Genomic DNA, 22,313 nt, shown 5'->3' on the forward strand with positions numbered 1-22,313 from the left:
CCCCATTTACTGATAATTTTCTTTGGTTTGTATCTTATTTAAAAAATACATATTAACTTGATTGATTGGCGTTTCAGCGTCATGATAATAACCATCATTTAGCACATACAATACATCATCAACAATCGTAATCCCTTCAATTGCATATGAATCTTTCAATACATATAATGGTTTAACTTTACTTGTTTTTAAGTCAACTGTATAAATATAGCTATCTCCATGATAGTCTGCACCTGCTGAAAAATATATCAAATCATTTTTTTCGTCTAAAAACAATTGATCTTGTCCTTTTATATGTATTTTAATTGTTTTTTGTACTACGCCATCATATGAACAATTATATAAATAATTATTCGTCAAAATCCAAAGCGTGTTACTCCTACTATCATTTGCAATGCCAGATGGTTCTTTTATATCAAAATTTCCTAATTCATTTCCTTTTTCGTCTATATGGCGAACTTTGTTTTCTCCATAAGAACATAACCAGATAGTTCCATCTGTTGACTTAGTAACTCCTTGTATATCTCTCATATTCTCAAATTTTAAATAACAAGGTATATCTCCTTTAATAGCCGAAAAATCCTTTTCAACTATTTCGATAGAAGCCTGGAAAGTCTTATCATTAGGCTTATATTTACCTGCATTCCCTATAAAAAAACTCTCTTCTTCTTTATCCCAATAAAGCCCTGTACACGTAAATCCTACATTAGCTTTTTCTTTGTCCGGCAATTTTAATATTTTATTTGCATATATTTTGTCACATTTCTCTTGTTCAATTTTTACTCTAATACGTGGTAAAATTATATATCCTACTGTAAAAAGTATTATGAGAAAAAATAACATAAAAATTAATTGTTTTTTCTTTTTCATACTTTCTTTCCTTTTCTCAGTTCTGGTATCCATTTTTTCCTTGTTGCAACCAATAATACAAACATCATTAAAGCCAACAAATATCTAGCAACTGCATTTTTATATACAGCAACCATAGACAATGCCACAATACTCGTACCTATAAGTATTGTCATTTGCAATTTTGTATTAAAATAATTTTTCATTTGTATCTCATTATCAATACATTCTTTTCTTGCTAATACAAAATATAAAATCATGACTATTAAATAGCTTACTAATGACGTATATCCACCAGCAACATATCCAAAAATCGGAATAAAAATAGCATTTAAAATTATATTACACACTGCTGCAAATACTGACGCAAACAAAATAAATTTCGTCTTTTTATAATAGAACAAGATATTTACATATTGTTGATATATATACATAACAATAACACTAATTGCTAATGGTGGCATAACCCATATTGCCTCTAAATATTTTTTCCCTCCTAAAATCAAAATTATTTCTGGAGCCATCACAATTTCCGCAATAGCGCAAAAAGCAACTATAATTGTACCGACTGTTATCAATTTACTTTTATCTTTCGACGAATCCTTTAATTTTAATTCCTTAAACAGCCATGCCTGTAAAGATAAATTCAAGGCACCACTTATAACAAAGATGACCATGGCTGCACTATATGATACACTATATAAAGCAGCATCTTCATAACCATCAATTTTTTGTATCATTAAACGATCCGAATGATTTAATAATATCATCGATAAGTAATATGGCATCAATGGCAAATTATATTTCAATGCATCTATTGCATAGTCTTTTTTCCATAATGTGGACGTACCTTTATAATTTGATATAAAAAACGGAATTGCAACCCCTAACTGGATTACTGTCCTTGTAGCTATAACATAAAATATAGGATTATCTAAATTAAGGAAAACGGTTAATGCACCAACGATAGGTCCGATAAGACCATATACAATTATTGCAAATAACATTTTCTTATATTGGTTATCAACTCTTTGTCTTGATGACCACAATCCGAAACTGATAGTTCCTATAAAAGAACATATCATCAGTATACTTAACGGAGTACTTATTCCAGTAATATAATTAATGCCCTTGTGAAACATTAAATACATTAACGTCCAAATCACAATCAATACAATACTCAACGATTGCATAGTTGCTGTATATATTGTCCTATTTTCATCGTCCCTTACTAATCCTGCAACATAACCATTGCTGTATATTCTCAATGTTATAATAATCTCAAATATTTCTAGCCAGGACATAAATATACTATATATTCCATATTCCTCAGTAGCTAAGTAATGCGTCAGTATAATCATTACCAACCAAGGCGCAATTTTTTGTATTATATTTCCCACTGCATACCAAGACGCAGCTTTCATTTCTACTGACATATCTCTATATTTTTTTATGATTTTTTTAAGAAAAAGTTTCATATCTAACTCACTTCTATTGACTGATAAATCTTGCTATTTCCAAAAAAGAAAATAGCAATAAAAATAGTTGATAAATAATGAATCCATATACTCGATCCTGTCATTCCAATGCCTATATAACATAGCAGCATAAAATACATAAATTTTTTACACTTTAAAGGTGCAATATACTTTATCGTTCTTGCACGAATCAATGTAATTCCAAGAATAATGATAGTTCCCCATATTCCGAAAAATGTCAAAAATTGCAAAACAACATTATGCGCATAATAATATTCACCCGAAGTAATATATAGCGGAATTCCAAATCCTCCTGGCAAACCGACTCTACCTCTTATATACTCTACACATGCCGTATAAATATAATCTCTGTTGGTCAAGTATATCTCATTGCTTTTTATTTGATTTATCAACAAAGTAACACTTCGAGATTGCATTCCATATTGTGCTAGTTTTTGGCTTACCCAATATAAAATATCTATTAAATTGTTTAGCAAAATATATGCCGATACTACCAGTCCTACAATAATTATTAATTTCTTCCATAACTTTATTTTACCTGAATATACATATGCAAATAAAATCATGCACGCTGATATTACTGCAGACATACGTCCACCCAAAACAGCAGTCACAAGAATATTAATGGCAACATTAATATATAACCATTTTCTTTTTTCAATTCCCTGAAGTACCATGTAAGAACCAATAAATACATTTGGTACACATATACTTGTAAATATTGAATAATGCACTAGCCCTTGTTTAAGTAAGACAACTGCAACTAATACCAACGGTAAATTTAATTTAGAAAATTTCCACCATTTTTCAACAAATATTCTTAAATCAAATATATTATTTGAAACACACAAACATGGAACTGCTATGCCAACCAACGCTTGTATACCTTCTATAAATACATAATACCGATAAGGCACTACTATATAATTAATGATTATCGCAGAACAAAAGACAAACAAAAATATAAGCACACGTTTATTCATGCTCATTGTCGTTCCTATTGCTATTATCGCAAGCATCATATAAATTATATATTCATATAACGATGAAATTTTAAAAGTGTTTTCTAAAATATTCGCAAAGTATGGAACATAAATATATATCACCAATATAATTGCAAGTATTGTACTTTTCTGTTTTATATTTCTTTGTCCATTACTCATATTGCACCTTATTTCTTACGTTTTCTTATAACTTTATTATATATTTCTTTCCAGTCATATAATGCCGTTTTAAAAAATATAAACGGATACTTTCTTTCATAACTATTCTTTTTCTTTTCATCCCATACTTCATTGTTATCAGCTAATTTTTGTGAAAATGCATCTTTAACTTCTTTCGATAACCATTCTCTACCATCTTCACATACTCTGTTACGAATATCAGCGTATGTTGGTGTTTCTAATTCTGGAACTACTCCCAAGGTTAAAAATGCATGCCCATTATAACAATATGGCTGTCTGCAATGTTTTCCCACTGGATTAAAGATTATTGGTTGTTCAGGATTTTTAAATATATTTTGATTACTAAGCTGTCCATAACATGGCTTAGCAGCCCCAGTTCCTAAATCAACGTACAAAGTCCAAGCTCCCGCATAACAAAAATCATCTATTTTTTTCTGAAAAATATCCAATTTGAAATCAAACATTGTAGAATCAAATTTTCTCCAAACAGACTCATACTCTTTTCTTGACATAGATGTCAAAAGATCTTTTTTCTCAGTCAAATCATTTCGTCCTACTGTAATTTGACATGCTGCTCCTAGTTCTGATTTACAAAGATTTATAATTTCATCAATATCATCAATCAATCCATCATAAGGCATTAACTCAACAGTAAACGAACATCCCTTTTCCCACATCTTTTTCACATTTGAAAAGTATCTATCTAGCCATCCTTTTTTCTTTAACTCTGCATAGTGGAAAGAGAATTTGAATTCCAAATGCTCTAACAAATTTCTTGGAAACTCAGCAATTTCATCAAATCGACTTGTCAATGTTCCATTTGTTACAACCTCTAAAAAATGTCCTTGTAATAATAATTGGTAAATATATTGCGGCATTTCTTTCGGAATAAGAGTTTCTCCTCCTCCCGTTAGATTTATAATACAAGTGCCTCCTAACCTCTCTTTTGAAAGACATTTGCCAACATGCTCTGGAGTATATAAAAATTTAGCTGCTCCTTTTTCATTTTCTTTCAATGCTGAAATATAACAATATTCACATTTAAGATTACAATTTTTAATTGGTACATTGATAACTAACAATCTTTTAATTTCCATACTTAATCCTTTCGTATTACGTCTGCCATTTCTTCAAAATAGTTTAGCAATTTTTCTCTATCATATTTTTTATGTTCCCATATAGTTGTTCTCTTTAATTTTTCAAGCACTTCACTTAACGAATTAGCTCTTACAATCATATTTGTATCATCAAGCCAATCTGCCACTCCAAAAACTTTACCAGTTTTATTATTTAAAACAATGCATGGAGTCCCATTTAATACAGAAAACAGCATTGCATGTAAACGATCTGTTATAGTAATTTCTGCATTTTCAAAAGTTTCCCACGACTTTTGCAACTCACTTATTCGCTTTCTTAAAACAACTGGCGATTTTATAACAGTACTAACTTTTCTAATATTATAATTTTGTTTTATTTTTTCATAGAAATCATCAATATTTTCTTGCTCGGATTCGCAATCCTCTCGAATACATACATTTATCACTTTCTCATATCCAGTACATTTTTCCTTTGTTATCATATTTTTCCCATACAAAACCATATCTGGTACTAAATATACATCCGAGTTTCCTGTAAATTCAAATTTTTGTTTTATAAAATTGTAAGACTTCCTTTCTCTTACAAAAATATGTAAATTACTATGTTTTTTTAATATTTCATTTGTTATTCTGTATTCCCTCTCTCCCAGTTCGTCTGAAGTATAATATACTGTTTGTGGAAGAATAATAATTTTATTATTGGGATAGTTCTGCACAATCTCACGTATAACACATTCATTATGTATCCATAAGTTCCCCATCCATCCACCACCCGAAATTACAACTAAATCTTCAGGTGTTACTGTATTTTTTATTATTTCTTTTTGTGTATGATACATAGGCATCAATATTTCAAAATATTCATAGTCCGGGAAAAAATCCTCAAAAAAATATTGTTCTTGGATTGCGATTGCATGATCCCCCAAATTACCATGCATAGGTGTTCCAAATAAAAAAATCTTTTTATTTTTATTTGATTTTAATTTTTTTATTGCCGAACGCCATCCAGGATAAGCTACTGACAGTTTAATTTGTTCTTTTAAAATATTCATTATATCCCTCAAAAAAGTATTTAAAATTATTTTCTTTTTTTAACATCAAATCTCTAAGTAAAACTAATAAACAAATAAATATATTAAAATTCTTTCCATAAATTGCCCCTTTAGCAATAATTTGTTTGTTGCTACTACCATTTTCTTTCTTTTTATGATAAACCGTTACCTCTGGTATATAAAAGATTGCATTTTTTTCATAATTACTTAAAAGGAAATCCACTTCTTCTCCACAAACAAATTCGCTTCCCAAACCTAACCGTTCATCAAATTTTTTATTCAGCACTAAATCTTTCTTGAATGCAACTTCAATAGACGATTTTGACATGAGCTGTAATTTGTTTCTTACATACTCTTCGTTGGAAGTATAATTTTTATATGGAATATTTTTTTCCGGATCAAAAATCTGTGATAATACAATTTTAGCACATTGTCTTTTTTTAAATGCATTTACAATAATTTCAAATGCATTTGCAGGATACCAACAATCATCATCGGATAATACTACTATCTCGCCTAATGCCTGCTCTAATCCTCTATTTCTAGCTCGTGATAATCCTTTTACACTCATTTCAATTTGCTTTATATCCAAATTACTATATTTACAAATTATATCTTTTACAATTTCATGATTATCCTGTGTTACAAATATAATTTCAAAGTCTTTATATGACTGTTTTTCCAGTGTTTCTAATAATCGTCTAATTTCCTTTTCTCTTGTTCCTAACGTAGGAACTAATACTGATATTTTCATATTTATTTCCTTACTTAATTTTTAGCAATTTAATCACACACCAATATGCAATATGAAAAACACTTCTAACTATACTAAGATGTTCTATATTTCTATATAAAATCCAATGATATTTAATCACTTTGAATTTATTACTTGAAATAGAATTCTGTCTTATTCGATATTTCATAAGCACCGATTTCATACCATAAATGTACTTTTCTTTTTTTAACATTCGAAGCCACAAAGCATCATCGTTTCGTTTTCTAATATTAGGTACTTCAAATTTTCCCATCTTTTCTACGTTGTACATAACCGTAGAATTTCCTACCGGGCAATCTAAAAGCACTCGATTATAATCAGCCTTTGGTACTGTCTTTATAATTTTATTTAATGATTTCCCATTTTCATCAATTTGTTCATACGCTGTACAAGAAAATGCAACATCATGCTTTTTCATAAATGCTAATTGCTTTTTCAATTTTTCTTCTGGCCAAATATCATCAGAATCCAAAAAAGCCATATATTCCCCATTTGCCAATTCCATTGCTTTTGTTCTTGCAACGGCAGCTCCAGAATTATTTTCTAAACAAAAATATTTTATTCTACTATCTTCTTTTATATATTTATCGACAATTTCTTTTGTATTGTCTGTCGAGCAATCATCAACAATAATCATTTCCCATTGCTGATACGTTTGTGCCTGAACAGATTCAATTGTTTCCCCTATAAACTTCGCACAATTATATGTCGGCGTAATAACTGATACTAATCCTTTTTCCATACACACTCCCTACCTAATCACTGCAAAAACTGTTTTTATCATTGTTCCTATATCATGTATAAAACTAAATTTTCTAATACTTTCAAGATTGTATTTCATCTTCTCAGGAAGAACCTTTTCTACATATACTTTGTCCACATCGTCTGCTTTATCCAATAACTCTGCTTCATCTTTATATTTTATACTCGCCTCAGATGTAACTCCCGCCGGTAATAACAACGTAGCATACATTTCTGGTGTATACTTCTTTACATAATGCGTACTTTCCGGTCTGGTTCCTACAAGCGTCATATCGCCTAAAATAATATTTATTAACTGCGGCAATTCATCCAAACGATATTTACGAAGTTTTTCGCCTACCTTTGTAACTCTACTGTCATTGGATACGGTAACCTGGGTGCCAATTTTATCTGCATTAGCAACCATTGTTCGGAATTTAAATATTTTAAATTTTCTTCCATATTGTGTAACACGCTCCTGACGATAAAACACTCCTCCTTTAGAATCTCTTACAATCATAATTGAAATAGTAATTAATACAGGAGAAAATGTTACGAGCATAACAGATGCAGCAAATACATCAAATCCTCTTTTTAAAGCCAAACTAATTTTTTTCTTTTTTAAACTGTCATAATATGGACGAACTTCCTCCGTCTGCATAAATTTTGGTAATTTCTCCCATTCTCGTAACATCTGTATCTCCTATTTCTTCTATCACATTTAAATATATTCTTTCACGATTCTACTAAACTGCTCGATCACATAATCCACTTCTTCATCTGTAAGTTTTGTATGAAGCGGTAAAGTAATCTCATTTTCAAATCTCTTATATGCATTAGGATAATCTTTAATATCAAATCCCATATTTTTGTATGCAGTCATCATTGGCAACGGCTTATAATGCACATTGCAGGCAACGCCTGATTCTGCCATTTTCACAATAATCTCATGCCTCTGCTCCAACGTAATTCCCGGAACTCTTGTTATATACAAATGACCAGATGACTGGTGGTTTTCTGTATAGTGATTTAATACCTCTATTCCGATTGGCTTAAATGCTGCATCATATTTTCCTATGATTTCTTTTCGACGTTCAAGCAAACCTTTATATCTCTTCATCTGTGCCAGTCCGATTCCAGCTACAACATCAGTCATATTACATTTAAACCAAGGTCCAATGATGTCATACTCCCATGCCCCAAGCTGCGTTTTCGCAAGTGCATCTTTTGACTGACCATGAAGTGATAACAACTGATACTGATGATAAATTTCTTCGTTATCAATTCCATCAATATCTTTCCAAACAGCAGCACCACCTTCTGCAGTTGTAAAATTCTTAACTGCATGGAAGCTGAAATTTGAAAAATCTGCAATACTTCCAACTGGTTTCTCTTTCCAGGTTGCACCAAAAGCATGTGCTGCATCTGCCATAACAATCACTCTGCCGATGCTTTCCTGTATTTTATTTGCCGGATGGAATAAGCCTTTCTTACGTTCTACAATAGAAAAAATCCTATCATAATCACATGGCACTCCACCGAGATCTACTGGAATAATTACTTTTGTTTTTTCAGTAATCGCATTTTCCAACTGCTCATAATCCATTTCAAGAGAATCTCTCTGAGTATCAATTAAAATAAGTTTTGCCCCTACATGGCATACTACAGACGCACTTGCAGTATATGTATACGCACATGTAATGACTTCATCGCCTTCTTTAACTCCTAATAAGCGCAAAGTCATTTCTGCACAAGCTGTCTGCGAATTAAGACAAACTGCACGATTTACTCCACATAAATCTGCAACCTCTCGCTCTAATTCTTTTGTCTTAGGCCCAGTTGTAATCCATCCAGATCTTAATGCTTCTGACACCTGTTCAATTTCTTTTTCTGTTATATCTGGCGGTGAAAATGGAATCTTCATAATATTGTTTTCTCCTTTTATCTGACTGATTATTTTAGAAAAATCCTGGCTCAACACCCGTTCTTCCTACCTCTTCTTTTACCCAATCTGCATTCAGATCATTTTTAACTATTTCATTCTTTTTCAAATAAAGAACAATTTTGCTATCTCTTGCCTCAATAGCACTAACAATCATTTCAGCATCCAATAGATTCTCTGGAATTGCATCAACATTTGCATATTCCTGTTCGCCCTCTTCTGTTGCCAAAATAATAGAACCTTTAATTTTGTCTAATATTGATTTTGTTTCGTAATGCATATGCGTCCTTCCCGTATTTTTGTAAAAATACAATCTTGTTATATTTTATATAGCTACTGCTTCTTCCCTTTCAGGCTCGCTCTTTTTTTGATGTACGGCAAATTCAGCAGCTCGATTAACTTCTTCCGGCTTTTTAAATGTTGGTACAGCTTTTCTTAATACTTCTCTTGCCTGTGAATCATCTCCTGTTTCACAAACTTCTCTAAGCATATTCAGACGAGTATTAATTTCTTCCGCACTTAATGCTGAATCACGCTCAATAAATATCATACTGTTACTTGTTTTATCTAATTCTTCTGTTTTAACCAACAATTCTTCATATAACTTTTCTCCCGGTCTTAATCCGGTTTCCACAATTTCAATTCCCTATACACCAGACAATCGAATCATATTCTCTGCCAAATCCATTATTTTTACAGGCTGTCCCATATCCAATACGAAAAGCTCTCCATTATTTGCCATAGCACCACTTTGAAGTACAAGCTGTGATGCTTCTGGGATAGTCATAAAATATCGGATAATTCGCTTATCAGTAACTGTAACCGGTCCTCCATTAGCTATCTGACGTTTAAATAACGGAATAACTGAACCCGCACTACCTAATACATTTCCAAAACGTGTCGCACTGTACTTCACTTTTCCATGCGTACTGGCACTCTGTACAATCATTTCGCACATTCTCTTGGTAGCCCCCATAACATTCGTAGGATTAACCGCTTTGTCCGTTGACACCATCATGAAACGTTCCGCTTCATATTTTTCACAAAGTTCTACCAGATTCTGTGTTCCAAATACATTGTTATAGATGGCTTCGATACAGTTATGTTCCATTAAAGGCACATGCTTATGTGCTGCTGCATTAATTACAATCTGTGGATGATACTTAGCAAATACACGTTCCAGTGCTTTCTTGTGTGTAATAGAACAAATTTCAATCTGAAGATTTAAAGTATTTCCATATGCAATTTTTAATTCTTGCTGAACATCGTATGCGCCATTTTCATAAATATCCAAAATAACAATCTGTTTCGGTTGCATCTTTGCCAACTGACGACACAGCTCCGATCCAATGGAACCGCCACCACCTGTAATCAAAACAACTTTGCCTTTGTAATATTCATTTGTATGCTCATCAGATACCACCAATGGCTTTCTGAACAGTAATTCCTCAATATCAAATTCTCTTAAATGTCGCTTTCCTCCTGCCGCATAAACAGTCGGATAATCATAAACTTTTAATTTATATCCAGCATTTTTATAGTATTCATATAATGTTTTCTTCTTTTCTGCATCCATTGACGGTATAGCAAATACAATTTCCTGTACTTCATACTCATTCAATTTTCTAAATGTTGCTTCATCTTCTGACCATACCGGTAATCCCTGAATTTCACGACCTACTTTATTTTCATTAATATCAATAAAACATCTCGGAATGTATGCCGCTTCATCACTATTCAGAAGATCTTCCGCAAAACTTACTCCTACACGTCCAGCTCCAATTATTGCTATTTTTATTTTCTGGACTTCTTTATCATTTCCTTTCTTTACTCTACCGAATGTGTATAATAAGGAAGCTAAAAATCTCCCCTGCTTCGTTTCCTGATTGCTACATTTATATGCATATCTGTACATCATCCTTAACGCCAATGCGCCTAAGAGATTTATACTGATCAAACACAGCATTCTCGCAAATGTAATTTTCTCAACTGGAAGAACCAGTTCTAAAATCAAATAGACAAAAAATGCTATTGCATCTGTATATAACAGTCGAATATAACACTGAATACCGCCATATCTCCAAATCTGTCCATATACATTTCCAATCAATCTAATTGAAAATACACATAACAGTGCAAGAACCATCTGTTGCAACATACCTGAAATGGAAAGTTTATCATTTCCACCATAAAGTCCTAAAAGCAACACCGCTGATAATTCATACACAAGCAAATCATATACAACCAGCATCCATCGAACATTACGCTTCTTATATTTCATTTGTATTTCTCCATCCGCAGGTTTTAATCTTACTTTTCCTGCATTTTCTTTTTTGTTAAAAACTTAAATTTTCATCGTTCAATGAAGATAATTTTTCTTACTTGCTTCTCATATTCATTCTCACAATTTTTCCTTTTCATATAGTCCATTACCCCCCCCCAACAATTTTGGAGTCCTTAACACGACAACTAGCCTGTGAATGTTCTTTTTTGAAGAGCATCCGCAGGCTAGGTCAAACCTCCTTATCATAATTTTTCGGCTTATAGTGTGGGTCAAAATAAGCATCCAAGAAACCATTTATTTGTACATAATTTCCTAGCTTAACCGACACAACCATGCAGAAAAATCATCATAACCAGATTCGACTAAGCCAGCGAAACCCTTGTAAAATCAAGGTTTTTCTTGGTTGTCCCTATTATACCGCTATCTCCACTTAACACATCAAAAACCTGCGGCAACTCATCCAACCGATAATCTCGAATTTTTGCTCCCACTTTGGTGATTCTTGAATCACCACCTACTGTTACAGCAGATCCAATTTTATCAGCGTTATTAACCATAGTACGGAATTTATGTATTCTAAATTTTTTGCCATATCTGGTCACACGCTCCTGACGATAAAAAACAGGCCCTTTTGAATCCATTTTTATCATCAATGCAATAATCAACATAGGTATAGCCAGGAGAATCAACAGGATAACCCCCACTACAATATCAAAAATCCGTTTCAGAACCAGACTTCCTTTCTTTCGTGATAAAATATCATAATAAACTTTTACTTCATCACATTTCATAAATTCAGGAAGGTCATCCCATTTTTTCAAAATCATTAGCTGTTTCTCCTAATTATTTTTCAATATAGTTCTTTACAATCTCACAATAATTTTCAATTACATATTCCACTTCTTCGTCGGTCAATTTAGTGTGAAGTGGCAGTGTAATTTCATTTTCAAATCTCTTATAAGCGTTTGGATAATCTTTAATATCAAACCCAAGATTCTTGTATGCAGTCATCATTGGCAATGGCTTATAATGTACATTACATGCAATTCCTTTTTCCGCCATTTTTACAATAATCTCATGTCTCTGTTCCAAAGTAATCCCCGGAATTCTTGTAATATAAAGATGACCTGATGACTGATGTTCATCTGCATAGTGATTCAGGACTTCAATTCCTAATGGCTTAAATGCATCATCATATCTTCCAATAATTTCTTTTCTTCTGGCAAGTAAGCCTTTATAACGCTTCATCTGTGCAAGACCAATCCCTGCAACAACATCTGTCATATTGCATTTATACCATGGACCGACGATATCATATTCCCATGCACCAAGCTGAGTCTTAGCAAGAGCATCTTTTGACTGTCCATGAAGGGAAAGCAATTGATATTTATGATATAATTCTTCATTATCAATTCCCTCAATATCTTTCCACGTAGCAGCTCCGCCTTCTGCAGTTGTAAAATTTTTCACTGCATGAAAACTAAAGTTACTAAAATCAGCAATACTTCCAACCTTTTTGCCATGCCACTCTGCTCCAAACGCATGAGCTGCATCAGTCATTACAATAATTCTTTCTATTGCTTTTTGAATATCGTTTGACGGATGGAACAGATGTTTCTTACTTTCAACTATAGAAAAGATTCTGTCATAATCGCATGGTACACCACCAAGATCAATAGGAATAATTACTTTAGTTTTTTCTGTAATTGCATCTGCAAGTTTCTCATAATCCATTTCAAGAGAATCTTTTTGTGTATCAATTAATACAAGCTTTGCACCTACATGGCATACTACAGATGCACTTGCTGTATAGGTATAAGCGCAGGTAATTACTTCATCACCTTCTCCTACTCCTAAAACTCTCAGTGTCATTTCCGCACAGGCTGTCTGTGAATTCAAACATACTGCTCTGTTGACGCCACAAAAATCAGCAACTTCACGCTCTAATTCTTTTGTTTTCGGTCCGGTAGTAATCCAACCGGAACGAAGTGCTTCTGCGACCTGTTCAACCTCTGCATCTGTAATATCTGGTGGTGAAAATGGTATTCTCATTGTTCTCTGCCTCTCTTTAAATTTAATAATATATGCTCAAATAAATTAATGATTATTTTCAGTTGCTTTATTGAATAATTTCTTATATGTCTCCCCATGCAGCTTCAAATCATCTTTCGCCGCATGATAAGTCGGCACAATCTCTTCCACATAACCTCTAATATTCGGATCATTTCCATAAGCCACCACAGCCAGTTTCTCCATCTGCTGCAGGAACTCATCCGTATCAAACGGAATCGGCTTCCCAATATGAATCAGATCATTATCTGTTTTTGTCAGGCCTTCCTCTGCCATCAGCTTCTCTTCATAAAGCTTCTCACCAGGTCTCAAACCAGTGTATTCCACTTTAATATCCACATCCGGAGTCAAACCAGACATCTTAATCAAGTTTCTAGCCAGTGTATCAATCTTCACCGAAGCTCCCATATCAAGTACAAAAATCTCTCCGCCCTTTGCATAGGTTCCAGCCTGAAGTACCAAACTTACTGCTTCTGGGATTGTCATGAAATAGCGGATGATATCTGGATGGGTAACAGTCACAGGACCGCCTTTTGCAATCTGCTTCTTAAACAGTGGAATAACAGATCCGTTACTTCCCAGTACGTTTCCGAAACGAACCGCAACAAATTCCGTTCTGAATTTTCTCTCACCATTTTCCCCTGCATTATCAGCAGTAGCTGCCACCTCAGCGAGTGCTTCCTCACTATCCTCATAGTGGCTTCCCAGTAACGGAAGCAAATCTTCTCTTCCAGTTCTGCTGATCTTATCCATGGTCTGGATGACCATCTCGCAGAGACGCTTACTGGCACCCATGATGTTGGTTGGATTCACAGCTTTGTCTGTACTGATCAGTACGAAACGCTGGCAGCCATTTTTCAAAGCTGCATGAGCAGTTTTATAGGTTCCCATCACATTGTTCTTGATTGCCTCACATGGGCTTGTCTCCATAAGTGGTACATGCTTATGTGCAGCTGCATGATAAACAATGTCTGGCTTGTATGTTTCAAATACATCATTAATCTTTCTGGTATCGCGCACGGAACCGATCAGTACCACCAGATCCAGATGTGGATATTTGGAGCGAAGCTCCTGTTCAATGTCGTATGCATTGTTCTCATAGACATCGAAGATTACCAGGCGTTTCGGAGCGTGGGCTGCGATCTGACGACAAAGCTCACTTCCGATGGAACCGCCGCCACCAGTTACCAGAATGGTTTTTCCACTGATGTAGCGGAAAATCTCATCCATATTTACTTTGATAGGCTCTCTTCCAAGAAGGTCTTCCACTGCCACGTCTTTCATTTTGCTGAGGGACACTTCTCCGGTGACGAACTGATATACGCCTGGAAGGATTTTCATTTCACATTTGGTTTCTTTGCAGATGTTCAGGATATCTCTTCGCTCTGCCGCACTTGCACTTGGAATTGCCAGAAGAATCTGGTCAATTTTATATTTTTTTGCGCTTGCAAGAATGTCATCACGACCGCCTACAATGGGCACACTCTCCATATAACGTCCCCATTTGTTGGGGTTATCGTCAATAATACAGCAGACCTTTCCTTTCGGCTCTTTGGCACGTTCAACGTCGCGGAGAATAATCTGTCCTGCCTGTCCGGCTCCGATCAGCATAATGTGATGCAGCGGACCTTCCTCTTCCTTCTGTTTCCGTGTTCTTTCCAGAAGAACAAATCGATATGAAAAACGGATTCCTGTAATCAGGCAAAATTGAATAATGGTTCCGAAGAGATAATAGGACATTGGCATTCTCTGAATGGCAAATGTGATTCCAATTATCTGGAACAAGAATGTAATTACAGTAGATAAGCAAATTCTTAACAGCTCACTGTAGCTTGCGAAGCGCCATACGCTGTTATAGAGACGCAATGCCCAAAAGACAAAAACAGAGAATACTGTATACCATGGTGCAAATTTCAGATAGGCAGACAAATATTCTCCGGGTATTGCGGAGTATGTACAATCAAAGCGGAACCACAGTCCGAGAAAGTATGCGGCGTTTACGGCGATCACATCATAAATCATCAGGTAAAGTGCGATTACCTGCCAATGCTCTAACTTTCTTTTTTTGCGTTCGATTTTTTGTTTTTTCGTTGTCATTTCTTAATCATATGGACGGAGTTACCCCCCCCCAGTCCTTTCCTCCCATTTTTTCATAACTTTGACCACTTACCAGATAGCTTCCTGTCTGGTGCTTCGGCGACTCCCAAGATATCTTGGGGAAGTCCGGAACCCGCACCGGCGGTGGTCTGCCGAAAAGCCTGCGTCACTGGCGCAGCCTCTTTGCCCGGTTACCCGGTTTTATAGATAAGCGCGTTCGTAACGCTGCTTATTATCATTTTTATCTTTGTTGTCAATAATTATTTTATTCTACTTCCGCGAAAAAACTGTCCTGGCATTTCCTGCCAAGATTTCTGGCGTCATTCAGGAAGCGGTTTCCCTGATGACCATTTTCACAGAGGAATTCATTTCCCTTCCGGCGAACCTTGCCGCCGCAGATGGCACATTTGTCCTTCAGTCCGTCTGTTCTGGTTTCCAGTACCAGAATTCCTTCTGCCCAGGCTTTGTACTGCAGGTTGGTCCGGATCTTACTGCTTAAGTGAAGCGGGGAAAAATTGCCGCTTTTTACCATTGCCATCCGGGTGAAGTTCTGGTCGTAATCGGGGAGGACAATGATTCCTGCCTGATTCTCTTTGCAGAAGTTCAGGATCTCACGGCTAACCTGATGGGCGTAGTGCTCCGACAGGTTCTTCAGGTGCATGTAGTACTTCCGATTTGGCTGGGGACTATTGTCTCCCACTGTGTTTGGTCTGGATTTCTGTATTCTGGTCTCCAGCAGCTTGCAGCGGTGACGGTACGCATCTCCGCCCCGGCAGGTGTGTACAGCCAGCTGATTTCCCTGTTCATCCAGAATGCAGCACACTGCGAAGGTGTCTGTGTTTGTAAAGCGGACACTGCACAGGTTCGTGCCTTCTGCCATTCGTTCTTTGGCAGTGCGGGCGTCGCTGTTCTCCTGTTTCACCGGGATATTCAGCAGGTAGCGCCTGCCCTCCTTTACCAGGGTGGGCGACATCAGCTGACCATCTTGGGGAAAGGGGCGTCCTTTCAGCTTGCAGTCTGTCCAGATCCATTTCTCACCGTTCCACAGCTTCAGGCAAATGGATCTGTCGGTGAGGTCGGAATACATTCCTTTAAAAAAGGTAACCTTGGCTTCCAGCTTCTCAGGGAATCCGGACTGAAGCTCCTGGGTGCTTTTTACTGTGGCAGATGCTTTGTTAATGGCTGCGCGTCTCAGGTAGACAGGTACTTTTCCCATTGGTAAGGGGTTAGTGGGCTGTCTGCCGTCCCGACCGGCCAGGGTCAGGAGCTCCAGACTGCGCTGGATGTCGAAGAGGCTGCTGTTCCACAGTTCTTCATGCTGTCTCAGAAGGTGGTAGTAAAACTCCACCACGTTCTGAAAATATTCTTCTGTTCTGTCCAGCCATATAGGCTCCGGACAAACCAGGCGCATGCGCCAGGTTCGGATGCTGTATCCTGTTTTCATAAATTTTGTCTGTGATTTCTGCTAGTACATCGAAAATTAAGTTTCTGCTATATTGGCGCAGCAGATGAAAAATCAGACAAGTCAATATGGCAGTTACTTAATATTCGATGTACTAGTTTCTTTCGTAATATTTCAGTAATGCGACGGTCATCCAGGCAGTTTTTCTGCTTTCTTTCCCATCGTCGTTTTACATTCTATCGCGAATAACAGGGAAAGTCAACCGATTATAGCGACTATAGACTCTTTTTGTCGAATTATACCATAATTTGTTCCAAATTCACCTTTTTCCATTAGTTTTTCAAAGGGATTTTTTTGATATAAAATAATTGCGTGGTCATATAATTGGTACATACTTATAGAATAAGGAGGCAGCTATGTGCAGAAAAGGTGAAAACATACGCAAACGCAAGGACGGGCGCTGGGAAGCCCGTTATATCAAATACCGTGATCCGGAGGGAAAAATCCACTACGGTTCCCTCTATGGCAAAACATATGGAGAAGTAAAGGACAAACGAAACAAAAAAATTGCAGAAGTGCCAGGCTATGGACATCTGGTGCGAAATTCTGGCATTTTAAATTATCAGGCTACCTTCGAAACAGCCGCAGAACATTGGAAACAGGAAATCCGCTATACCATCAAGGACAGTACTTTTTCCAATTATGAAGCGATCTTGAAGAATCAGCTTCTTCCGGAGCTTGGCAGCACCCAGATACGGAAAATCAGCAATTCTCAGATCACGCAGCTTATTCATAAGAAAAAAGAGCTGGCATTGTCTGCAGGAACCATTCATGTAATTTTAAGCGTACTCCACAGCATTTTGAACTTTGCAGCAAAGGGAGGCGCCTATACCAGTGAACCAATCCGCTACCCCCATTTGGCTGGCACCAGCCAGAAGGTGCAGATTATGAAGCTTACAAACTATAACCAGCTGGAGAAATTTCTTATTGACAATATCAGTGATTTCCATTTCGGTCTGCTGCTTTGCATGCATACCGGCATCCGTGTAGGCGAACTCAGCGGCCTGCGCTGGGAAGATGTGGATTTCACCCAGCACAAAATCCGCATACAGCGTACTGTGATCCGTATCAAAAATCTGGATCAGACCGCCAATCCGGACACTGGAAAAATCCCAAAAACCATTCTGTATATAGGCCCGCCGAAGACAGAACATTCCAACAGGGAAATTCCATTGCCAGACAAGCTGTTGTTTTATGCGAAACGTTTTCGTAAAGATGGCTCCGCATATATTTTGTCTGGAACTGCCAGATGCATGGAGCCGCGGGTCATCCAGCGCAGATATGCAGCACTGCTAAAAACCTGTGGAATTCCCCCCATTAAAATCCATGCTCTCCGGCATCAGTTTTCCTGTCGCTGGGTAGAGCATGGCTTCGATACCAAGTCCCTGTCCGAAATACTTGGACATACTTCCGTGCGAACCACACTGGATCTGTATGTGCATATCCAGGCGGAAACGAAGCGACAGTATATGAATCAGATGATGGAGCAGGCAATATAACAGAATGAACAATTTCAGAAAAGGCAGTTATGCCAGAGAAATCTCTTTTGAGAGAGCTCTGGTGTGACTGTCTTTTTTGCTGTCTGGAAAAGGTGACCGGATACTGAAAAATCTCAATTTCTAAAATAAGGGGTCTTTATTCGTGGTCGATAGTCCAAATTGTACTGATTTTCTGTGCGTTTGCAGCGCAAATACGCATTACTGAAATAATGCGACTTGGAGGTCATCTTTTTTTATTGTTTCCGGTTGGGTGGTGGGTTATTCAAATTTGCTTCTATATGTTTCTAACATAGTTAGGGCCGGGAACGATCAGGTAAGTGATGTCCCGGCCAGGTTTTATTTATTTTATACCAAATTCTTTCATGAGTTTTTTCTGATATTCTTCATCTTCTGTAGCTTTTATACAATCTTCAATGCGATTGGAAGAAAGTAATTTTTTATTCAGCGTATTTAAGGCTATACGCTCCTTTTCACGTCCATCTTTCTCTATCATCTGTCCCAATCTCGTCATTGTCATCGCCTCCTTAATCTCATCAAGTTCTGCTCCATCCAAGAACTTATCTGCCAGAGTATACAACATAGCCATCACTTTATCCGCCATATCATTATGCTCTTCTTTCGCTATTAGAATTCCTTCTTTAATCTTATCCTTACGGCTCATCTGGCCACCCATAAGTGGTGTCATACTAAGCTGTGCGATGTCATCTTCTGTAAAATCCAAGAATGTAAGCTCAGATTCACCCGCTTTTCCTTCTTCTATATCCCCATTTTATCACAATGTAATATAAAAATCATCTTAAAAGTTTATAAATTTATCAAAAAAAGAAGCAAACCACGTTATATAATGATTTGCTTCTTTCTATATTGATATCCCTCTCACCAGAGGAATCTCATTCTCTTTACTGCTGTGTAGTAGTATCAGCTGTGCCTTCGGTTGTAGTTCCATCTGCTGCAGTGGTATCTGTCGCAGCCTGTGTCTCAGATGCTACTGTACCTGGCTCGGTCACAGCTTCTGTGGAGGTGCTGTCAGTGCTTGTGCTTCCACTAACCGGTGCATCAGCCTCATCCTGCGTTACCACCTCGCCGTTGCGAACCTTTTCCATAAGGCTCTTAGCCTTATCAACAGTGTTATAATCCGGAACCATAACATATGCCTTCTGGCTCATGGAATATGGCTTCTCAGTAGCACCGGTACCATTTACACTGTAGGAAACGATTGTCCAGTCGCCGCCGTTGGTAAGCTGCTGCTGAAGGATCTGTGCGATCTCTTCATATGTGATGTTAGTACCGAAGCATCCATCCAGACTGGAAAGAATGGAGGAATAGCTGGTAAGGATTTCCGGAGAAAGAGCCTTCTTCACAACACCACGGATAACCTCCATCTGGTTCTTACCACGCTGGCGGTCACCCTCCTGGAATGCGTAACGCTCTCTTGCAAAGATAAGCGCCTGCTCACCATTCACATAATTCTCACCCTTGTTAAAATGATAACCCAGAATATTCTTGGAATCAAAATCATAATCTGAATTAACGGTAATTCCGCCAAGTGCATCGATTACCTTCACAAATCCACCGAAGTTAATTCGGAAGTAATAATTAATGTCAATATCATACAGCATTCCCAGAGTATCCATACACACATCGATTCCATAAATACCGGCATGTGTCAGCTTATCCGGTGCACCTCCGGAAATAGAAAGCGGTACAAAGTAATCACGAGGTGTGGAAACCAGCAGGATCTCATGTGTATCTGTATTCACAGTGGCAATAATATTTACATCGCTTCGGCTCTTAGCTGTCATCTCACCTCTGGTATCAATACCACTGAGATAGATGGTGTAAACCTTACCGCCATTAGCAGTGGTGATCGGCTCTATAGGGGTGGACTCTTCTGCAGACTGAATTGTGGATTCAACGTCTACTGTTCCAACCTCTTTTATCTTGGTGCTGAAATCTGTGTATCCGTCCATATCCTCGTATACACTAAGATATCCGCTGTTCAGAAGCATGGCATTTACTTCACCGTTTAGGATTCCGTCAGCAAGCTCGGTCAGACCTGCGTACTCTTTCGTCTGTACCTCTGTGCCGAATTCGCTGTTCAGATGTGCTACAGCGCCATCTGTGTTCTCACGGTCAAGTGAGGAAAGAATACCATAAGTATATCCGGCAGTTGCCTCAACAGAATCAGCGGCGTCATCGTTCTTTACATAAACAGCCATCTGTGTGACCTCAGTGGTCTCACCGGAAATATTGCTGATGGCGGATCTTGTCTTATTAATATAGAAACCGCCAAATGCCAGAATGGCAATCATGATCACTGCCAAAACAGTTCCGCCAATAAAGCGGCCTGTGTATCTGGTATGCCATACCAGCAGCCAGATTATCGCTGCGATCACCGCAAGTACAATGCCGATAATCAGCATATAAATGGTGGGAACCATCTTGGTCATTGCCAGAAGTCCCATAAAAACAACAGAAAGCATAATGACGATGATGGTGATCACCGCGCCTGGTATCCAGTCGTTTCTTCTTCTCCTTCTACTCATCTTTTAGCTCCTTTTTATTTCTTTTGTCATTAAGGGCTGCTGCTTACTTTATAGCCAGCCCCATCAAAAGCATATCTTATATTTTATACGCTGACAACTGGAAAATCAAGTTAAATAGTGTTATAATACGAAAGATTTATAAAATTTTTTTTATGAAAACGTTATAACTTCCAGGACGCGGACAGGAATATGACGAAATCAACCGTATCCGGCAGGATAAATGTTCGCCAGATGGTTGCAGACCACAATGGGCGGCATGTTATGCAAATATCTTTTGAATGCAATATTCTGCCAATTTAAGGAGGAATTACAATATGACAAAACAAGAGTTTCAGGAACTGACACAGAATATTGTTCTTCTGGACGGCGCTACAGGTTCCAACCTGATGGCTACCGGTATGCCGAAGGGTGTATGCACAGAGGAATGGGTGCTGGCACATAAGGATGTGATCCAGAAGCTTCAGAGAGCTTATATCGAAGCGGGAAGCAATATTATCTACGCTCCTACTTTTGGCGGCAACCGTGTAAGCCTTACCATGCATGGTCTGCAGGACCGTATGGAGGAGATCAACCGCACTCTGGTTTCCTATTCAAGAGAAGTCGCGGATACGGCAGACCATAAGGTTTACGTTGCTGCGGATATTACCACCAGTGGTAAAATGATGGCTCCTGCCGGGGAGATGACCTATGAGGCAGCTTTCGAAATGTATCAGGAGCAGATTGGAATTCTGAAGGATTCCAGCGTGGATCTGATCGTTGCTGAGACCATGATCAATATCGAAGAGACTCTGGCCGCTGTGGATGCTGCTTCCACAGTTTGCGGGCTGCCGATTATGTGTACCATGACGGTAGACGCAGACGGAAGTATTTTCAGCGGTGGAAATGCTATCGAGGCTGCTGTTTCCCTGGAGGCTGCAGGTGCAGATGCTGTGGGCGTGAATTGCTCTGTTGGTCCGGATCAGCTGGTTTCTGTTATCCGCAATATTAAAGAAAATGTCTCCATCCCGGTCATTGCCAAGCCGAATGCCGGCATGCCGTTCATTGATGATAATGGAAACGCCGTTTATTCCATGAAAGCGCCGGATTTTGCCAGACATGTGAAAGCTCTGATTGATGCAGGCGCTGGTATTGTAGGGGGCTGCTGCGGTACTACACCGGAATATATCAGGGAAGTGGCGAAGATGATCGGACGATAAAATACATAAGCCGCTATAGA

Annotated in this window: 18 protein-coding genes and 1 pseudogene; 2 read left to right on the forward strand and 17 right to left on the reverse strand. The window is 37.4% G+C overall.

Annotated features, from left to right (window positions below; genetic code table 11):
• Nucleotides 1-6: 6 nt before the first annotated feature.
• From LIZ66_RS06925 to LIZ66_RS06995, 15 genes and pseudogenes are all read right to left on the reverse strand, one after another.
• On the reverse strand, nucleotides 7-870 hold the full coding sequence (locus LIZ66_RS06925; RefSeq protein ID WP_227200754.1) for an esterase-like activity of phytase family protein: 864 nt from the start codon (nucleotides 868-870) through the stop codon (nucleotides 7-9).
• Nucleotides 867-2,327, reverse strand: a complete 1,461-nt coding sequence (locus LIZ66_RS06930; protein WP_227200753.1) for a lipopolysaccharide biosynthesis protein — start codon at nucleotides 2,325-2,327, stop codon at nucleotides 867-869. The genes LIZ66_RS06925 and LIZ66_RS06930 overlap by 4 nt, the downstream gene beginning before the upstream one ends.
• Before the next feature lie 2 nt (nucleotides 2,328-2,329).
• Entirely contained in the window at nucleotides 2,330-3,511 is a 1,182-nt protein-coding gene (locus LIZ66_RS06935) for a hypothetical protein (protein WP_227200752.1), read from the reverse strand.
• An 8-nt stretch (nucleotides 3,512-3,519) separates the two neighbouring features.
• A complete protein-coding gene (locus LIZ66_RS06940; RefSeq protein ID WP_087273347.1) occupies nucleotides 3,520-4,629 on the reverse strand; it encodes a radical SAM family protein in 1,110 nt (369 codons plus the stop codon).
• A 2-nt stretch (nucleotides 4,630-4,631) separates the two neighbouring features.
• Nucleotides 4,632-5,681, reverse strand: coding sequence for a polysaccharide pyruvyl transferase family protein (locus tag LIZ66_RS06945; RefSeq protein ID WP_087273345.1), 1,050 nt, complete (start codon nucleotides 5,679-5,681; stop codon nucleotides 4,632-4,634).
• On the reverse strand, nucleotides 5,656-6,435 hold the full coding sequence (locus LIZ66_RS06950; protein WP_087273343.1) for a glycosyltransferase family 2 protein: 780 nt from the start codon (nucleotides 6,433-6,435) through the stop codon (nucleotides 5,656-5,658). The genes LIZ66_RS06945 and LIZ66_RS06950 overlap by 26 nt, the downstream gene beginning before the upstream one ends.
• 10 nt (nucleotides 6,436-6,445) lie before the next feature.
• Nucleotides 6,446-7,198, reverse strand: coding sequence for a glycosyltransferase family 2 protein (locus tag LIZ66_RS06955; protein ID WP_087273341.1), 753 nt, complete (start codon nucleotides 7,196-7,198; stop codon nucleotides 6,446-6,448).
• A 9-nt stretch (nucleotides 7,199-7,207) separates the two neighbouring features.
• On the reverse strand, nucleotides 7,208-7,891 hold the full coding sequence (locus LIZ66_RS06960; RefSeq protein ID WP_087273340.1) for a sugar transferase: 684 nt from the start codon (nucleotides 7,889-7,891) through the stop codon (nucleotides 7,208-7,210).
• A gap of 27 nt (nucleotides 7,892-7,918) precedes the next feature.
• Nucleotides 7,919-9,121 carry a DegT/DnrJ/EryC1/StrS family aminotransferase gene (locus LIZ66_RS06965; protein WP_087273379.1) on the reverse strand — a complete coding sequence of 401 codons (1,203 nt, stop codon included), beginning with the start codon at nucleotides 9,119-9,121 and terminating at the stop codon, nucleotides 7,919-7,921.
• 34 nt (nucleotides 9,122-9,155) lie between these two features.
• The gene (locus LIZ66_RS06970; protein ID WP_087273338.1) at nucleotides 9,156-9,419 is read right to left on the reverse strand and encodes a hypothetical protein; all 264 of its coding nucleotides are present in this window, start codon (nucleotides 9,417-9,419) and stop codon (nucleotides 9,156-9,158) included.
• A 45-nt stretch (nucleotides 9,420-9,464) separates the two neighbouring features.
• Nucleotides 9,465-11,420: pseudogene (locus LIZ66_RS06975) on the reverse strand (polysaccharide biosynthesis protein).
• Nucleotides 11,421-11,785: 365 nt separating this feature from the next.
• A complete protein-coding gene (locus LIZ66_RS06980; RefSeq protein WP_227200751.1) occupies nucleotides 11,786-12,250 on the reverse strand; it encodes a sugar transferase in 465 nt (154 codons plus the stop codon).
• Nucleotides 12,251-12,266: 16 nt separating this feature from the next.
• Nucleotides 12,267-13,475: a DegT/DnrJ/EryC1/StrS family aminotransferase gene (locus LIZ66_RS06985; RefSeq protein ID WP_227200750.1), complete on the reverse strand. Its 1,209-nt coding sequence runs from the start codon at nucleotides 13,473-13,475 to the stop codon at nucleotides 12,267-12,269.
• Between the two features lie 45 nt (nucleotides 13,476-13,520).
• Nucleotides 13,521-15,590, reverse strand: a complete 2,070-nt coding sequence (locus tag LIZ66_RS06990; RefSeq protein WP_227200749.1) for a nucleoside-diphosphate sugar epimerase/dehydratase — start codon at nucleotides 15,588-15,590, stop codon at nucleotides 13,521-13,523.
• 265 nt (nucleotides 15,591-15,855) lie between these two features.
• A complete protein-coding gene (locus tag LIZ66_RS06995) occupies nucleotides 15,856-17,034 on the reverse strand; it encodes a transposase (protein ID WP_227200748.1) in 1,179 nt (392 codons plus the stop codon).
• 374 nt (nucleotides 17,035-17,408) lie between these two features.
• Between LIZ66_RS06995 and LIZ66_RS07000 the strand changes: the two genes are divergently transcribed.
• A complete protein-coding gene (locus LIZ66_RS07000; protein ID WP_227200747.1) occupies nucleotides 17,409-18,551 on the forward strand; it encodes a tyrosine-type recombinase/integrase in 1,143 nt (380 codons plus the stop codon).
• Between the two features lie 340 nt (nucleotides 18,552-18,891).
• On the opposite strand, the gene LIZ66_RS07005 is transcribed toward LIZ66_RS07000, so the two are convergent.
• Together LIZ66_RS07005 and LIZ66_RS07010 are read right to left on the reverse strand one after the other, a co-directional pair.
• Entirely contained in the window at nucleotides 18,892-19,272 is a 381-nt protein-coding gene (locus LIZ66_RS07005) for a hypothetical protein (protein ID WP_227200746.1), read from the reverse strand.
• A gap of 178 nt (nucleotides 19,273-19,450) precedes the next feature.
• Complete coding sequence (locus LIZ66_RS07010; RefSeq protein WP_227200745.1) at nucleotides 19,451-21,097, reverse strand: LCP family protein; 1,647 nt, start codon at nucleotides 21,095-21,097, stop codon at nucleotides 19,451-19,453.
• Between the two features lie 314 nt (nucleotides 21,098-21,411).
• On the opposite strand from LIZ66_RS07010, the gene LIZ66_RS07015 reads away from it, so the two are divergent.
• The gene (locus tag LIZ66_RS07015) at nucleotides 21,412-22,293 is read left to right on the forward strand and encodes a homocysteine S-methyltransferase family protein (protein WP_227200744.1); all 882 of its coding nucleotides are present in this window, start codon (nucleotides 21,412-21,414) and stop codon (nucleotides 22,291-22,293) included.
• Nucleotides 22,294-22,313 lie beyond the last annotated feature (20 nt).

The organism is Blautia faecis, assembly GCF_020554845.1.
Taxonomy (GTDB): domain Bacteria; phylum Bacillota; class Clostridia; order Lachnospirales; family Lachnospiraceae; genus Blautia_A; species Blautia_A faecis.

Coding starts and splice junctions, on each gene's coding strand:
- LIZ66_RS07000 (WP_227200747.1), top strand. CDS start 17,409: ATGTGCAGAAAAGGTGAAAACATACGCAAACGCAAGGACGGGCGCTGG.
- LIZ66_RS06930 (WP_227200753.1), bottom strand. CDS start 2,327: ATGAAACTTTTTCTTAAAAAAATCATAAAAAAATATAGAGATATGTCA.
- LIZ66_RS06935 (WP_227200752.1), bottom strand. CDS start 3,511: ATGAGTAATGGACAAAGAAATATAAAACAGAAAAGTACAATACTTGCA.
- LIZ66_RS07015 (WP_227200744.1), top strand. CDS start 21,412: ATGACAAAACAAGAGTTTCAGGAACTGACACAGAATATTGTTCTTCTG.
- LIZ66_RS07010 (WP_227200745.1), bottom strand. CDS start 21,097: ATGAGTAGAAGGAGAAGAAGAAACGACTGGATACCAGGCGCGGTGATC.
- LIZ66_RS06960 (WP_087273340.1), bottom strand. CDS start 7,891: ATGTTACGAGAATGGGAGAAATTACCAAAATTTATGCAGACGGAGGAA.
- LIZ66_RS06980 (WP_227200751.1), bottom strand. CDS start 12,250: ATGATTTTGAAAAAATGGGATGACCTTCCTGAATTTATGAAATGTGAT.
- LIZ66_RS06950 (WP_087273343.1), bottom strand. CDS start 6,435: ATGAAAATATCAGTATTAGTTCCTACGTTAGGAACAAGAGAAAAGGAA.
- LIZ66_RS06985 (WP_227200750.1), bottom strand. CDS start 13,475: ATGAGAATACCATTTTCACCACCAGATATTACAGATGCAGAGGTTGAA.
- LIZ66_RS06965 (WP_087273379.1), bottom strand. CDS start 9,121: ATGAAGATTCCATTTTCACCGCCAGATATAACAGAAAAAGAAATTGAA.
- LIZ66_RS06925 (WP_227200754.1), bottom strand. CDS start 870: ATGAAAAAGAAAAAACAATTAATTTTTATGTTATTTTTTCTCATAATA.
- LIZ66_RS06970 (WP_087273338.1), bottom strand. CDS start 9,419: ATGCATTACGAAACAAAATCAATATTAGACAAAATTAAAGGTTCTATT.
- LIZ66_RS06940 (WP_087273347.1), bottom strand. CDS start 4,629: ATGGAAATTAAAAGATTGTTAGTTATCAATGTACCAATTAAAAATTGT.
- LIZ66_RS06990 (WP_227200749.1), bottom strand. CDS start 15,590: ATGACAACGAAAAAACAAAAAATCGAACGCAAAAAAAGAAAGTTAGAG.
- LIZ66_RS06955 (WP_087273341.1), bottom strand. CDS start 7,198: ATGGAAAAAGGATTAGTATCAGTTATTACGCCGACATATAATTGTGCG.
- LIZ66_RS06945 (WP_087273345.1), bottom strand. CDS start 5,681: ATGAATATTTTAAAAGAACAAATTAAACTGTCAGTAGCTTATCCTGGA.
- LIZ66_RS06995 (WP_227200748.1), bottom strand. CDS start 17,034: ATGAAAACAGGATACAGCATCCGAACCTGGCGCATGCGCCTGGTTTGT.